The following is a 14,895-nucleotide window of genomic DNA, read 5'->3' on the forward strand; positions in this document are numbered from 1 at the left end:
GGAGCGGCGGCAAATGAGCGATTCACTGGAACGGCGTCAATTTCTTAAACTGGCGTCCTTGCTGACGGGCGGCGTCGCCGTGCTGGCCGACGTCTTGCCAGGCCAGGCGTTTGCAGCGGAGGCCGCGGGTGCCGGCGCGGCCGTCCCGCAGTCCGACGGCGAGACGGCGCTCCATTGGCTCGACGGTGCGCCCGCCAGCTTTGGCGGCGCCACCTGGGGTGTGCCATGGCCGCAGGGCAGGGTGCCGAAAGATGCCGCGTTCGAGTTGCGCACTGCCGGAAAAGGTCTCGTGACGGCGGTGCAATCCTGGCCGCTGGCCTACTGGCCGGACGGCACGCTCAAATGGTCGGCGCACGCGCTGCCGCCGGATGCCGGCGGCGGCAAACCGGACCCAGGCTACATGTTGCATCCCCTGATCGGCGCCGAAGCGTCCACGGTTGCCGCCTCCGGCGCATTGCTGGCCAAGGACGGTGCCGGCGGCATCGACATCGATACCGGCGTGCTGCAATGCGCACTGCCTCGCTCGGGCAGTGTTCTGGTGACGGCGATGAAGCGATCGGGCAAAGCGTTGCTGCGCGACGGCCGGCTGATGCTGCTGGTGGACGACGCCATCGATGATGAATCGGCGGGCGCCAGACGCCGCTTGTACGAAGGCGCCATCGACAAGGTGACGCTGGAGCAGAACGGGCCGCTGCGCGCGGTGGTCCGAGTCGAAGGAAGCCACCGGCACGCGGATGGCGCCAAACTGCTGCCGTTCGTGGTTCGTCTCTACTTCTACAAGAATTCGGACACGGTTCGCCTGGTCCACACGTTGGTGTACGACGCCGATCCGGCCAAAGCTTATATTCGCGGCGTCGGTCTGCGCTTCGGCGTGCCGCTGGCCAACCCTCTGCACGATCGCCATATCCGCTTTGTCGGCGATAACGGCGGCGTGTTTGGCGAGGCGGTGCGAGGCCTGACCGGTTTGCGCCGCGACGCCGGCCAGGCGGTCTACGACGCCCAGTTGTCCGGCCGCGAGGTGCCGTTGAAGGATATGTCGGCGGCGGTGACCAAGGGACTGCCTTATATTCCGGCGTTCGGCCACTACACGCTGCTGCAATCGCATCCCGACGGTTTCTCGATCAGCAAGCGCACCAAGGCTGGCCAGGGCTGGATACACGCCGCCACCGGGGCGCGCGCGACGGGCACCGGCTACGTCGGCACGCCGGACGGCGGCGTCGCTTTCGGCGTGCGCAATTTCTGGCAAAGCTATCCGGGCCAGATCGACATCAGCGGCGCGGAAACCTCGCTTGCCACCGTCACCATGTGGCTGTGGGCGCCCAAGGCGTCGGCGATGGACTTGCGCTTCTACCATGACGGCATGGGCGAGGACACGTTCGAGAAGCAGCGCGCCGCGCTTGACATCACGTACGAAGACTACGAACCGGAATTCGGCACGCCTTATGGCGTCGCCCGCACCAGCGAACTGGAATGGCAGCTGCTGCCGGCGACGCCGTCCGCCGATGCGCTGGTGGATATCAGCCGCCGCATCCAGTCTCCGCCCCAGTTGCTGGCGACGCCCGCGCGCCTGTATCGGGCGGGCGTGTTCAGCGAATACTGGAGTCCAGCGCAGGAGCGCCCGTCGGCGGAGGCGGCCAAGCTGGAAAAACAACTGGCGTGGAGTTTCGACTTTTACCGCAACCAGGTCGAGTACCGCAAATGGTATGGCTTCTGGGATTACGGCGATGTGATGCACACCTACGACGAGCAGCGTCACGTTTGGCGCTACGACGTTGGCGGCTTCGCCTGGGACAACTCGGAGCTGAGCACCGATATCTGGCTGTGGCACTACTTCCTGCACAGCGGCCGCGCCGACGTGTTCCGCATGGCCGAGGCGATGACGCGCCACACCGGCGAGGTCGATGTCCACCATATCGGCCCGTTCGCGCCGCTCGGGTCGCGCCACAGCGTTCAGCACTGGGGCGACAGCGCCAAGCAGTTGCGCATTTCGACCGCGATCAACCGCCGCTTCATGTATTACCTGACGGCCGACGAACGGATCGGCGATTTGCTGACCGAGCAAGTCGACGCCGTTGAGCGCCTGCGCACAGTCATCCCCGGCCGCAAGATCGGCCAGGTCGCGCCGAAGGACGATCCGAAGAATTTTGCCAGCGTCGCCTTCGGTACCGACTGGGGCGCGGTGGCCGCTGCCTGGTTCACCGAGTGGGAGCGCAGCGGCAAGCCGCAGTACCGCGACAAGCTGTTGGCCAGCATGGCGAGTATCGCCGCGCAGCCGCTCGGCTTCCTGGCCGGCGGCGGCGTGATGGACCTGCGCACGGGCGCCTATGTCGTCGATCGCGACAAGAAGATCAGCGTGTCGCATCTAAGCGCGGTCTTCGGCTTGCCGGAGATTTGCAGCGAATTGATACGCACCGTGCCCCAACCGGGGTTCCGGGATGCTTGGCTGCGCTACTGCCGCCTGTATAACGCCAGCGACAAGGAACAAAAGGCGGAACTTGGCCAGGATCTTGGCAAGCTAAATCTGGGGCAGGGCCACGCGCGCCTGCTGGCTTATGCGGCGGTGGAGTGGCAGGACCGGGCGATGCTCAAGCGGGCCTGGGCCCAGTTCTACGAGGGTAGGGCGGGCCTGTTGGAAAAGGATCTGGTATCGCGGCGCGTGAAGCCACCCGTGGTGCTGACGGAAGTGGAAGAAGCGCCAAGGATTTCTACCAACGCCATCGCGCAATGGGGACTTGGCGCGATGGCCATGATGGCGCTCGATTCGGCCAGCGCGACCGTGTACAAGGACGACTTCCAGCGCTTCGATCCGCAGGCATGGGCGGTGGAAGCGGAGGCCGGCGACGCCGGCAAGGCCGCGCAGGCGGTTTCGCGCGCGCTGGTGCTGGACGCGAGCCGTGGTTTGACGGTCTGGCTGCGCAGGCAGTTGATCGGCCACTATGAAATCAGTTTTACGCGGACCGTCCTGGCCGAGGGCAAACCGCACGAGCGCTTGTCGGATCTGAACTTCTTCTGGGAGGCGCAACTGGCAGGCGGTGCGGCGCCAGAGCCGTTCCGCCGGTCGGGCAAGCTGGAAGACTACGACAAGGTGCCGATGTTTTATGCCGGCATAGGCGGCAATACGAATACGACGTCGCGCTTCCGCTATTACGACGGCAGCGGCGACCGCAAGCTGCTGCAGGAGTATCTGACGCCGGAATATCTGCTCAAGTCCAATCACCCGTACCGTATTCGCATCGTGGTCGACGCCAGAGGAACGCGTTTGTATGTCGACGACCGCGAGTTCTTCACGGCGGACGGTCCGCACGCCGGCGGCGGCTACTTCGGGTTCCGTACCACGCAGTCGCGCCAGAAGATCGAGAACTTCCAGGTGCGGCGCGTGGGTTGAGCGGTCAGAGGATCAGGATGCCCTGTAGCGATGAGATCTTGTGTGGATCGGACCAGCTGGCGAGCAGCTTTCCGGCCGCGCTGAACTCCAGCAGCTGGCGGCCTTTGTGGCCGTTCTCGGGTCCGTGGCCCTGCCAATTGGCGACCAGGACGCGGCCGTCGTCGAGCACCTGGAAGGTCGCGTAGAAAAACGGCGACACGTCCTCCGGCATGGCGTTGGTGCCGCCGAACGTGGATATCAGGTTGCCGCGCCGGTCGAAGCGCGCCATGAAGCCGCCATAGCCGGCCGACACCAGCGTAGCGCCATCGGCCATGCGCTCGGCCTTCCACGCGTGCTCGAAGCCGGGCGCGCGCATCGCGTTCAGCGCGATTAGCGTGGTGTCGGTTTCCAGAATGTGGTCGTTCATGCAGAACAGGTAGGTGCCAAGATCGGTGGTGCGCATCAGGCGCACGTAGTCGCCGTCACGGCGTGTGCTGGAGACCTGGCGGTACTCGCGATCGAGGGTGAGCACATTGATGCCGCCGGCGCCGTCGAGATTCTGACCGGTGACCAGGGTGGCGCCATTGACCATGCGGCGGGCTGCGGTGACGTTGGTCCAGCGGTCGCAGGCGGCGAGGACTTCGCCGGAGGAGATCGAGAGTTCGAAGAACCCGCGATCGAAGCCGATCAGGGCGCGGTTTGGGCCGATGCGCTGCATATCGCGGGCGGCGGGAAAGTCGGCCAGGCTGCGCGTCCAGCCGTAGCGGGGATTGGTGGTGTCGATCAGCGAGAGCTTCTGATGGCCCTCGTCGATGGCCAGAAATTGGTGCTTCATCCGTCTCCCTCGTGGCTTTTTTCAGATCGTATCATGGCGGGGGATTGTGAACAAATGGAGGTCATCCCGGGCAATCCACTCCAATTCGCCGGATAAACCCCGGCCGTGACGTAACGATGAAAACTCGACCACGGCCAATCCTGCACCCTTTCGACCAATCCGTGTTTGACTGGATTCCGATGTAAATAATCGAGATGACACGCAAAATCGTGCTCGTCGCGGACCACGTGTGCCGAATAGCCTTGTTGCCAGAGCCGCTGTCCGCGTCCCGCGTAACGGGTCATGTGGGTTTTGATCAGGCGCCATCGCAATGAGAAGTCGTTGTCGTTGTGAGGAAGGCGGCACAGCGCATGCAAGTGATCGGGGAGGACGACCATACCTACGATCTCGAACGGATGCCGTTGGCGCACCTTTTGTATCGCGGTGCGTAGCATCAGCCGGGTCTCCGGCGCGTAGAATATCGGTGCGCGTCGCGCCGTGACGAGGGTAAGGAAGTGTGTTTCGCCCCCGGCATATTTAGGTTTGCGGTCGGCCACGTTAGTCTCCTTGGAGAGTCACGTTAGCCTAGCCCGTTGTCGAAAAACGCAGTTGTGGAATCGCAAACGGTGAAGCGTCCCGAGTGTTTTCGTGGTGTCTCTTGGCCGTTAGCCGAAGGTCGACGGGTTGCGTTGCCAGACGCTGTAACACAAGGCCGTGGCGTAGCTGACCCACAGGATATATGGCACCAGCAGCAGCCCGGCGATTCTGTCGCGCCGGCCGAACGCGCGTATCGTCGCGGCGATCAGCAGCCATAGCACCAGTATTTCCACAAACGCCCAGGCGCCCTGGCGCCAGGCGAAAAATAGCCACGTCCATAAGGCGTTAAACGCCAGTTGAACCACGTACAGCGTCATCTCCGATCGCACGCTCGCCTCGCTGTCGGTGCGCTGTACCCGCCATGCGGCGATGCCCATCAACAGATACAGCACGCTCCACGCGGGGCCGAACAGCCACGCCGGCGGCGCCCACGACGGCCGCTCCAGCTGCAAGTAGAATCCCCCGGCCTGCGCCGATGCGAAGGCGCCGATCGCTGCGAAGGCGAACGTCAGCAGCAACCATCCGGCAAGCGCCGGTAGTCGGAGTGGTTTGGCGTGGCTTACGGCGTCCGGCGTCATGGCTTTCTCTGTTGTTATCTTGTTGACGACAGTGTAGCCCAACGCCGCTCAAACGTCCGTTCGAGATCGACCTTTTTGCCGCCTTCTGCGCCACGCCACGATCACGCCGCCCGACAGGCAAAGCACGCTGGCCGCCAGGACGTAGGTCGCGGTGACCGATTGCGGCCTCTTTTCCTTCGGCGCCAGCGGATTTTTCATCGACGCCGGAAACTCGCGCGGTCCCACCGGGATGATCTTCCAGTCGGCGCGGTCGGCCGGCGCCCGCTTTTCGTATTCACTGAGCGACAGTACCGGTTCGTAGCCGAACGCGCGCGAGGAGGGGAACTGCGGAATACGCACGAACACGATCGCCTCGAGATCATCCGCCAGCTGCGTCTCGATCGCGCTGCGCGCGCCTTCTTTCCCGGTCAGCCGATTCAATAAATCCTCGCCGATGGTGTTGAAGGCGACAAAAGGCAGCAACTCGGTGCGCTCGGTCTTGAGGTAGTCGTAGGCGCTTTGGCCGCTGGCCAGGCTGACCTCCTTGAGCGCCATGTACGGCAGCGCCACGGCCGCCTTGAACGGACTTTCGCCGCCCACGCGCGGTATTCCCCAACCTAAGGTGCGCAGCGTGTCGACGTTGATGCCAGCGCAGTTGGTGCCCGCATGGCGGTAGTGGAAGTCCTGGCTGTAGAAGTGGTTGAAGACGCGGCCGATCGCTTCCTGATAAAGCGCGGGCACGCGCTGGTCCTTCATGACCGCGACCAGCATGTACGAGGGCCGATACCAGGATTGGCCGCTATTTAAGTCTGCCATGTAGGCGTCCATCGGCAGCGTCGACGCGATAATGCCTTTTTCGCTGACCGATCCCAGGTTGTAGAAGTTGTTGACCAACCAGTTGTCCCAGCCGCCTTGCTGGTCGAAGCGGCCGGTGGCCACCGCGAAGTGGCCGCCATAGGCTTCATCGTCGTCGCCCTGCGCGCCGCTGAGGATAAAGGCGAGTGCCGGTTTACCGGTTAGCGAAACCACTTCCGCGCCGCCGTCGCGCCGCCACAAGGTGCGTGCGGAGAACGGCGCTCGCGCGCCGCCGTTATCGAGGCGCACGAGGCTTTCGATGGATTCGCCGTTTGTCAGTGGCGTCGCGACGGGCAGGGTGGCGATGGCGTAGTCCTTCGGCCACAAGGTGCGCGCGTGGAAGGTGCCATCCCTGAACACACCGCGCGCCTTGATCTGGCGCCCGGCGAAGTAAGCCTGGCTGCTGGCGTCGAAGTAGGCGCGATTGCTGGCGAGTCGGGCGGTCAGCGCCACCGCCAGCGCCGATTCGCCAGCGGCGAGACGCAGCGATGTCGCGTCGGCCGCCAGGCGGCCTTCCGCGACCTGCGGAGAACCGATCCACAGTAGTGGCGGCGGCTTGTCCTGGGCGGTGGCGGCGGTGGCGGCCAGCCAGGCGCGCACGTCGTCCTGGGCCCGCAAATGCGGTGTCGAACCCACCGCGTCTTTGCGGGCGACGGCGACTACGTCATCGCCGAAGTACCACAGGGCTTGCGGGGAAGTGGCGCAGTCCTTGCAGTCGGCTTTGGTGATGCGGAAATCGGTCGCCGGATAGAGGCCGATAAGATTTTCGGCCAATGCGTCGCGGGGCTGGCCGGCCGCAGGTTCCGTCTGCGCGGCAGGCGCTGTCGAGATGAGGTAGAACGCGGTGGCGCCCATGGTCAGCGTGCGACGTGCGGAATGTGGTGGAAGGCGGAATGGTGGCATGTAGCGCTCCGTAGCGGTAGACGCGCGATTGCCGCTGCTGGTCGGCCGGCATCGCGTATCCCCACTGTACGGTAGTTGGCACTAAGCATTCTTAACATCCATCAACAGTCAATGCCGGCCCATGATGCCATATTTAGACGGCGACGGGGTTGGGCGTCTTTCATACGATTCCAACCGGAATTGAACGTCGCGTCGGCGGCAGGATTGGTAGCATGGACTCGATCTGACGGTGACGCCGTCTCTTTCATACGCGGGGGAGTTGCATGAGTTCAACTGAGCGTCTGTTTGAGTATCCACGCCCACAACTGGTGCGCGACGAGTGGCAATCGCTGAACGGGGAGTGGGAATTCGCCTTCGGCGGCGACCGCCGGCATGGCATGGCCGGCGACGGCGTCGAGTGGACGCATCGCATCAACGTGCCGTTCGCTCCGGAGTCCGTCGCGAGCGGGATCGACGACCAATCCTTCCATTTCGCTTGCTGGTATCGGCGCCGTTTCGAGCTGGCCCAGCGGGCGCCGCGCACGATGCTGCATTTCGGCGCGGTCGACTACCATGCCCGGGTGTGGGTCAACGGCATGCTGGTGGCCGACCACGAGGGCGGCCACACGCCGTTTTCCGCCGACATCACCGACGTGCTGGTTGACGGGCCGGAGCAGACCATCGTGGTGCTGGCCGAGGACGACCCGGCCGATCTGGCCAAGCCGCGCGGCAAACAGGATTGGCAGCTGGCGCCCCATTCGATCTGGTATCCGCGCACCACCGGCATCTGGCAGAGCGTCTGGCTCGAGCCGCTGCCGGCGACCTACATCCGGTCGCTGCGCTGGACCCCGGTGTTCGACGGTTTCGAGATCGGCTGCGAGGTGCTGGCTGGCGGCGATTCGTGCGCCGGCATGTCGGTGGAGGTGCGCGTGACGCACGACGACACGCTGCTGGCGGCCGACCGCTACCTGATGGTCGGCATGGAGGCCAGCCGCAAGATCGTATTGTCGGACCCCGGCATCGACGATTCGCGCAACGACCTGCTGTGGAGCCCGGAAAGCCCGACGCTGCTCGATGCCGAGTTGACGTTGTACCATGGCGATCAGGTCATCGACCGCGTCCGCTCGTACACGGCGATGCGTTCGGTGGCGGTCAACCGCGACCGCTTCATGCTCAACGGCCGCCCGTATCCGCTGCGGCTGGTGCTCGACCAGGGGTACTGGCCCGATACGCTGATGACGGCGCCATCGGACGCGGCGCTGCGCCGCGATGTCGAGCTGGCCAAGGAAATGGGCTTCAACGGCGTGCGCAAGCACCAGAAGATCGAGGACCCGCGCTATCTGTACTGGGCCGACCGCCTCGGCCTGCTGGTGTGGGGCGAGATGCCGTCCGGCTACGCCTTCAGCGCGCGGGCGATCACCCGGCTGCTCAAGGAGTGGACCGAGGCGATCCAGCGCGACTACAGCCACCCGTGCGTGATCGTGTGGGTGCCGTTCAACGAGTCGTGGGGCGTGCCCAACCTGACGTCGATGCAGGCGCACCGCAACGCGGTCGAGGCCTTGTACCACCTGACGCGCATGCTCGATTCGACGCGGCCGGTGATCGGCAACGACGGCTGGGAGGCGTCGGCCACCGACATCCTGGGCATCCACGACTACGACGCCGATCCGGAGCGGCTGCGCCAGCGCTACGCGGTGAGCGACCCGGTGCGCACGCTGTTCGACCAGCGCCGCCCGGGCGGGCGCATCCTGACGCTGGACGGTTTCCCGCACCGGGGCCAGCCCATCGTGCTGACCGAGTTCGGCGGCATCGCCTACAACACCCGGGCCACCGGCGCCCGCAACTGGGGCTACTCGCGCGCCACCGACGCCGACTCCTTCCTGGCGCAGTACACGGAGTTGCTCAAGGCCGTGGCCGAGACGACGATGTTCAGCGGCTTTTGCTACACGCAGTTCACCGATACCTTCCAGGAGGCCAACGGGCTACTGAACGCCGACCGCAGTCCCAAGGTGTCGCTCGAGAAGATCTGCGAGGCCACCCGGCACGGCGCCGACCTGTTTCCACTACCCGGGGTGTGAATGAGCGATAAGCCACCAGGAAGAAGCGCGCCGGCCATCATCGGCACCAACTACGATGACCGTCCACAGGAGCTGCCGCCGCTGGCGCGGCAGTTGCTCGATCTGCGCGAGCATTTGATGGGCAATTGGACGGCGGCCATCCTTGCCGATATCCAGCGCGCCAACCAGTTGTCGCCGCCCATACTGATCAATACCTTGCCGACGTTTTACGACAACCTGGTGCAGGCGCTGGCGCCCGATTATCCGCGCCGTAACGCCGTCGAGGGCACCTCGATCGCCACCGCGCACGGCGACGAGCGAGCCCGCATGACCAATTACCAGCCGCACGAGCTCATCGCCGAGTACCAGATCTTCAAACGCGTTTTCCTGCGCATGGTCGAGCGCGAGGGCGTGCCGCTGACGCCGGTGCAACTGATGCAGGTGCACGAATCGGTCGATGTCGCCGTGCTCGATGCGATTGCCGCCTACACGTCAACCCAGGAGCGGCTGCGCCAGGACTACGTGGCCACATTGGCGCACGACCTGCGCACGCCGCTCAGCACGATCGGCATGGCGGCGACGCTGCTGGCCAGGGGTGTCGAGCCGCGGCAAACGGCGGACCTGGCCGTGCGCATCCAGTCCAACGTCGAGCACATCGACGCCATGGTGCGCGAGCTGCTCGACACGGCCGCGCTAAACAGCGCCCAGAAGCTGCCGCTCGACATCGAGTGTTTCGGTCTGCGCGAGCTGGCCGGGGAGGTGCTGCACGACGCGCCGCAGCGGCCGGGGCCTTACGAGCTGGAAGGCGACGCACCGCCCGGCCAATGGAGCCGGCGCCTGCTTAAACGGGCGCTGGAGAACCTGCTGCGCAATGCGTGCAAATACGGCGACCCGGAGCGGCCGGTGCGGATCGCCATCTCGACCGCGCCGGGGCGCGCCAGCATCGCCGTCAGTAATAGCGGCGAGCCGATACCGGCAGACCGGATCTCGGACGTGTTCCTGATGTTCCACCGCCACGCGCGCAACGGCGTGCAGGGCTGGGGCCTGGGACTGCCGTTCGTGCGGCACGTGGCCGAATCGCACGGCGGGAGCGTGCTGATCGATAGCTCGGCCGAGCGCGGCACCACGGTGACGATCGATTTGCCGGCCGATGCGCGGCCGTTTTCGACCCAGCAACAAGATAGTCAGCAAGGGCAGCAGAATGGTTCGCAAGCGGGCTAGGATCAGTCCCACGCGGGGGCGGCGTGAGAGCCGATAGTAGCGAAGTCTCAGGCTTCGGATAATCACTCGACCGGCCAGCCGGCCGGCTTTTTCCAAGAAGGGGGATGCAATGAATCTGATAATCTGGATCGTCATAGGCGGCATTCTGGGCTGGCTTGCCAGTCTGGTCATGAAGACGGACGCGCAACAAGGTATGTTATTGAACGTGGTGGTGGGCATTGTCGGCGCCTTGCTCGGCGGCTGGTTGCTGGCGCCGATGTTCGGGACCGGCACCATCAATTCGGACGACTTCAGCCTGGCGTCGCTGGGCGTGTCGTTCCTTGGCGCGCTGATCCTGTTGGCGATCGTCAATCTGGTGCGGCGCGGTCGGGTGCGCTGAAAAAATACCGCCGCCTAGCGCATGGCGGAGCGTTGGCAGCGACCGAGGGCTCCGCAAGGGAGCCCTTTCTGGTTCTGGTCGCCGGGGGCTGCCCCCGGTGCGCGGCGCCTAGTGTGGAGGCGTGATTTTCGCGCCGGTCATTCCGGTCATGCCATTGGCGCCATTGCCGTTGGCGCCATTGGCGCCGTCGATGTTCTGGCCGGCGCCCATGCCCAGCTCGGCGCCGGTCAGCGGTTCGGCCTGTGGATCGGACATCGTGCGCAGCGCCATCTGGTCGAGCAGCGCGCGCTCTTCGTTGGTGACCTGCACGGTCGCCAGCCCGTCGCCGCCGTCGACCCCCATTTGCTGCTCGCGGTCGCTAACGACGGTCCAGTCGCCGCCCTGGTTCCATGGTCCTCGCACCTCCGGTCCGCCCTGCGACATGTTGAAGTAGACGTTGGTGTAGGGGGCCAGCCCCGGTAGTTTGCCAGGCGGGAAGTTCGGCTGGATCGAGTACAGCGCTTTTTCAAACGACTTCTGGTGGGCGATCTCGCGCGTCATCAGAAAGCCCAGCGCTTCCTTGACGCCCGGATCCTCGGTCAGGTTGATCAGGCGCTCGTAGACGATCTTGGCGCGCGCCTCGGCGGCGATGTTCGAGCGCAAATCGGCCGTCGGCTCGCCGATGGTGTCGATATAGGCCGCCGTCCATGGCACGCCGCCGGAGTTGATGAGCGGGGCGCCGGCGCCGTACAGCACCTGCGTCACGTGGCTATCGTTCCCGGCGCCGTTGATCTTGCGATACAGCTCGCCGGCCTGGTCGACGCCCTCGGCCAGCTCGCCCTTGGCGCCCTTGTTGAGCATGACGACGATATTGCCGATGACTTCCAGGTGGCTCAGCTCTTCGGTGGCGATATCGTAGAGCATATCGCGGCGGCCTGGATCGTCCTCGGCGACTGCCTGGGTAAAGTAGCGCATCGCGGCGGCCAGCTCGCCTTGCGGACCGCCGAATTGTTCCAGCATCAGATTGGCCAGGCCGGGATTGGTTTCACCGACGCGCACCGTGTATTGCAGCCTTTTGTTGTGTGCAAACATGTAGGTCACTCCTCATTGATTTGGTTAAACATGAGGCGGCGCAGCCCTCCGCGACGCCTGTCTGGAGATGGTGCGCGTTCGGGAAATTCGGTGACATAGGAATACCGCGTAGCGGCATGTAGGAGAGCTGGCCGACCGCGCGCCGCGCGACCGGCCAGCAGCGGCGTCAGCGCGCGACGGCCCGGCGTTGACGCAACCAGTAGCCGGCGCTGAGCGCGACCAGCCACACGGGGATCAGATATACCGACAAACGCAGGTCCGGCGTCAGGTACATGACCACCAGGATGCCGGCCAGGAAGGCCAGGCACAGGTAATTGGTCAGCGGGTAGCCCAGGCTGCGGAACAAGGTCGTCTTGCCTTCGGCTTTCTTGCGCGCGCGGAAACGCAGGTGTATCCAGCTGATCATGGCCCAGTTGATGATCAGCGCGGACACTACCAGGCCCATCAGGAAGCCGAAAGCCTTGCCCGGCATGAAGTAATTGACGGCCACGCAGATGCCGGTCGCCAGCGCCGACACGCCCAGCGCCGCCAGCGGCACGCCACGGCGGTTCACGGTCAGCAGCAGGCGCGGCGCGTTGCCCTGTTTAGCCAGGCCGTACAGCATGCGCGTGTTGGCGTAGACGCAGCTGTTGTAGACCGACAGCGCGGCTGTCAGCACCACCGCGTTGAGCACGTGCGCCACCATATTGCTGTTGAGCGCCTGGAAGATCAGCACGAACGGGCTGCCGCCGGTGACCACCTTTTGCCAAGGGTACAGCGACAGCAGGATGCCCAGCGCGCCGATGTAGAAAATCAGGATGCGGTAGATGGCCTGGTTGGTGGCCTTGGGAATGGTGCGGGTCGGGTCGTCGGCCTCGGCGGCGGTGATGCCGATCAGTTCCAGGCCGCCGAACGAGAACATGATGACGGCCATCGCCATCACCAGGCCGCCGAAACCGTTGGGGAAGAAGCCGCCATGCCGCCACAAGTTGGCGACGCTCGCCTGCGGGCCGGCATCGCCCGACAGCAGCAGGTAGCCGCCGAAGCCGATCATGCCGACGATGGCCACCACCTTGATGATGGCGAACCAGAACTCCATCTCGCCGAAGGCCTTGACGTTGGCCAGGCTGATGCCGTTGATGATGGCGAAGAAGGCCAGCGCCGAGACCCAGGTGGGGATGCCCGGCCACCAGTACTGGACGTAGATGCCGACCGCCGACAGCTCGGCCATGCTGACCAGCACATACAGCACCCAGTAGTTCCAGCCCGACAGGAAGCCGGCCATGTTGCCGCAGTATTTGTCGGCGAAGTGGCTGAACGAGCCCGCCACCGGTTCGTCGACCACCATCTCGCCGAGCTGGCGCATGATGAAGAAGGCGATGATGCCGGCGACGCCGTAGCCCAGCAGCACCGACGGCCCGGCCATCTGGATCGTCTGCGCGATGCCGAGGAAAAGTCCGGTGCCGATGGCGCCGCCGAGCGCGATGAGTTGAATATGACGGCTTTTCAGGCCACGTTTGAGTTCATTCTGTTGGCGTTCATTCTTATTGTAGGCCACTTGATCCCCGGTCGCTTGATGGAAAGATAGAGGTGAAACTGCGTGATTCTGGCACAACCGCGCCGCTGCGGGCATCTGGACAGTGCCCGCGCCGGCTTGCCGCTATGGTAGTCTATGGCTGATAGATCAGACAAGATTGATAATTGTAGCGCTACAAGTTCAAGGAATACGGTATGTCGATTTTTGTTCGCGCGGCGCGCCGCGTCGGCCTGGGGGTATTGATCGCGCTGGCGGTGGCGCCGTGGGGCGCTTCGGCGCTGGCCGCCGACGCGGCGCCGGCGGCCAAGCCGGTGCAAACCGGCCCGGGAGTTCCGAAAGGGTCGCTGGTCATCGCCGGCGGCGCCGTGCGCGGGGATAACGCCGCCATCTGGCAGCGCGTGGTGCAACTGGCCGGAGGTCCCGGCGCCCGCATCGCCGTGCTACCCAGCGCCTCGGCCAATCCGGTGCGCTCGGGCGCCTATCTGGTGGCGGGATTGAAGCAGTACGGCGCCGAAGGCTTTGTCGTGCCACTCTCCGTGCGCATGAAAGACCGCGATTACAAACGCGACGCCGAGGACGAAACCCTGGCCCGCTCGATCCGCGAGGCGGGCGGCGTCTATTTCTCGGGCGGCGACCAGGCGCTGATCACGCAGGCGCTGGTGCGTCCGGACGGCACCCGTACCGCGGTGCTGCAGGCGATCTGGGATGTCTATGAGCGCGGCGGCGTCATCGCCGGCACCAGCGCCGGCGCGGCCATCATGAGCAGCACCATGTTCTACGACGCCAAGACCGTGTTCGGCACCTTGAGCGAGGGCGTCAACGGCCGCGAACTGACCGCCGGCCTGGGGTTTATCGGCGACGAGATCTTCGTCGACCAGCACCTGCTGGCGCGCGGGCGCTTCGCCCGCATGCTGCCGGCGATGCTCAAGAAAGGCTACAAACTGGGCATCGGCATCGATGAGAACTCCGCCGTCATCATCACCGGCCGGCGCCAGGTGGAGGTGGTCGGTTACCAGGGCGCGCTGCTGGTCGATCTGACCCAGGCCAAGGTCGACAAGAACGTCAAGGACTTCAACCTGTCCAATGCGCGGCTCAGCTACCTGGACCGCGACGACCGCTACGACCTGGCCACCAGCCGCTACACCCCGTCGGCCGACAAGATCGACGGCAAGGTCGATCCGCAAAAGCCGTATCTGAAGGAGCCGGTGTATTCGACCGAGGTGCTGGGCCACAACACGATCCTGATCCTGATGTCCAGACTGGTCGACAACAGCGAGACGCAGGCGATCGGTATCGCCGTCGCCGGTCCGCTGGACCCGCGCCAGGACCTCGGCTTCGAGTTCAAGCTGACGCGCGACGCCGGCACCACCGGGTACAGCTCCGCCACCATGGACGCCTACACGGTGTTGAACATGCGGCTCGACGTCAGGCCGTTGCAGATCACCCGGCCCTGGTACAAATAGCGCAGCCCCCGGTCGCCACGGCTTGTTTAGCGCATTTACTAAACAGCGGTGCACCTGCGGCGATTTTGTTGACCGGCGGTCACTCTGGCGCTATAAAGTTGGTTTGTCCCCTCCCACGA

At 64.8% G+C, this 14,895-nt stretch carries 11 protein-coding genes; 5 read left to right on the forward strand and 6 right to left on the reverse strand.

From position 1 onward, the window contains the following. Positions 1 to 13: 13 nt before the first annotated feature. On the forward strand, positions 14 to 3,385 hold the full coding sequence (locus ACZ0BA_RS07465) for an exo-rhamnogalacturonan lyase family protein (RefSeq protein WP_463450689.1): 3,372 nt from the start codon (positions 14 to 16) through the stop codon (positions 3,383 to 3,385). A gap of 4 nt (positions 3,386 to 3,389) precedes the next feature. Here the strand turns inward: ACZ0BA_RS07465 and ACZ0BA_RS07470 are convergent, their stop codons facing one another. The 4 genes from ACZ0BA_RS07470 to ACZ0BA_RS07485 all read right to left on the reverse strand — a co-directional run bounded on the left by ACZ0BA_RS07470 (position 3,390) and on the right by ACZ0BA_RS07485 (position 7,090). Next, entirely contained in the window at positions 3,390 to 4,199 is an 810-nt protein-coding gene (locus ACZ0BA_RS07470; protein ID WP_463450690.1) for a hypothetical protein, read from the reverse strand. Beyond that, positions 4,196 to 4,735 carry an REP-associated tyrosine transposase gene (locus ACZ0BA_RS07475; RefSeq protein ID WP_463450691.1) on the reverse strand — a complete coding sequence of 180 codons (540 nt, stop codon included), beginning with the start codon at positions 4,733 to 4,735 and terminating at the stop codon, positions 4,196 to 4,198. Before ACZ0BA_RS07475 ends, ACZ0BA_RS07470 begins: the two co-directional genes overlap by 4 nt. Before the next feature lie 108 nt (positions 4,736 to 4,843). After that, positions 4,844 to 5,353 (reverse strand): TspO/MBR family protein, encoded by a 510-nt coding sequence (locus ACZ0BA_RS07480; protein WP_463450692.1) that lies wholly within the window; start codon positions 5,351 to 5,353, stop codon positions 4,844 to 4,846. 48 nt (positions 5,354 to 5,401) lie between these two features. Continuing rightward, positions 5,402 to 7,090 carry a hypothetical protein gene (locus tag ACZ0BA_RS07485; RefSeq protein ID WP_463450693.1) on the reverse strand — a complete coding sequence of 563 codons (1,689 nt, stop codon included), beginning with the start codon at positions 7,088 to 7,090 and terminating at the stop codon, positions 5,402 to 5,404. Positions 7,091 to 7,353: 263 nt separating this feature from the next. Here ACZ0BA_RS07485 and ACZ0BA_RS07490 point away from each other — a divergent pair, with 263 nt between their 5' ends. From ACZ0BA_RS07490 to ACZ0BA_RS07500, 3 genes are all read left to right on the forward strand, one after another. Next, on the forward strand, positions 7,354 to 9,147 hold the full coding sequence (locus tag ACZ0BA_RS07490) for a glycoside hydrolase family 2 protein (protein ID WP_463450694.1): 1,794 nt from the start codon (positions 7,354 to 7,356) through the stop codon (positions 9,145 to 9,147). Further along, entirely contained in the window at positions 9,148 to 10,347 is a 1,200-nt protein-coding gene (locus ACZ0BA_RS07495) for a sensor histidine kinase (RefSeq protein WP_463450695.1), read from the forward strand. It abuts the gene before it with no gap. 109 nt (positions 10,348 to 10,456) lie between these two features. Next, positions 10,457 to 10,726, forward strand: a complete 270-nt coding sequence (locus ACZ0BA_RS07500; RefSeq protein WP_463450696.1) for a GlsB/YeaQ/YmgE family stress response membrane protein — start codon at positions 10,457 to 10,459, stop codon at positions 10,724 to 10,726. Between the two features lie 108 nt (positions 10,727 to 10,834). On the opposite strand, the gene ACZ0BA_RS07505 is transcribed toward ACZ0BA_RS07500, so the two are convergent. Further along, positions 10,835 to 11,797 (reverse strand): manganese catalase family protein, encoded by a 963-nt coding sequence (locus ACZ0BA_RS07505; RefSeq protein WP_463450697.1) that lies wholly within the window; start codon positions 11,795 to 11,797, stop codon positions 10,835 to 10,837. A gap of 166 nt (positions 11,798 to 11,963) precedes the next feature. Beyond that, positions 11,964 to 13,334: an amino acid permease gene (locus tag ACZ0BA_RS07510; RefSeq protein WP_463450698.1), complete on the reverse strand. Its 1,371-nt coding sequence runs from the start codon at positions 13,332 to 13,334 to the stop codon at positions 11,964 to 11,966. 173 nt (positions 13,335 to 13,507) lie between these two features. Between ACZ0BA_RS07510 and ACZ0BA_RS07515 the strand changes: the two genes are divergently transcribed. Further along, positions 13,508 to 14,776: a cyanophycinase gene (locus tag ACZ0BA_RS07515; protein ID WP_463450699.1), complete on the forward strand. Its 1,269-nt coding sequence runs from the start codon at positions 13,508 to 13,510 to the stop codon at positions 14,774 to 14,776. Positions 14,777 to 14,895: the final 119 nt, after the last annotated feature.

This window comes from Duganella sp. AC917, assembly GCF_979258245.1.

Bases quoted from the DNA above. Each gene is read 5' to 3' on its own strand.
- ACZ0BA_RS07465 (WP_463450689.1), top strand. From the start codon at position 14: ATGAGCGATTCACTGGAACGGCGTCAATTTCTTAAACTGGCGTCCTTG.
- ACZ0BA_RS07470 (WP_463450690.1), bottom strand. From the start codon at position 4,199: ATGAAGCACCAATTTCTGGCCATCGACGAGGGCCATCAGAAGCTCTCG.
- ACZ0BA_RS07480 (WP_463450692.1), bottom strand. From the start codon at position 5,353: ATGACGCCGGACGCCGTAAGCCACGCCAAACCACTCCGACTACCGGCG.
- ACZ0BA_RS07485 (WP_463450693.1), bottom strand. From the start codon at position 7,090: ATGCCACCATTCCGCCTTCCACCACATTCCGCACGTCGCACGCTGACC.
- ACZ0BA_RS07490 (WP_463450694.1), top strand. From the start codon at position 7,354: ATGAGTTCAACTGAGCGTCTGTTTGAGTATCCACGCCCACAACTGGTG.
- ACZ0BA_RS07495 (WP_463450695.1), top strand. From the start codon at position 9,148: ATGAGCGATAAGCCACCAGGAAGAAGCGCGCCGGCCATCATCGGCACC.
- ACZ0BA_RS07500 (WP_463450696.1), top strand. From the start codon at position 10,457: ATGAATCTGATAATCTGGATCGTCATAGGCGGCATTCTGGGCTGGCTT.
- ACZ0BA_RS07505 (WP_463450697.1), bottom strand. From the start codon at position 11,797: ATGTTTGCACACAACAAAAGGCTGCAATACACGGTGCGCGTCGGTGAA.
- ACZ0BA_RS07515 (WP_463450699.1), top strand. From the start codon at position 13,508: ATGTCGATTTTTGTTCGCGCGGCGCGCCGCGTCGGCCTGGGGGTATTG.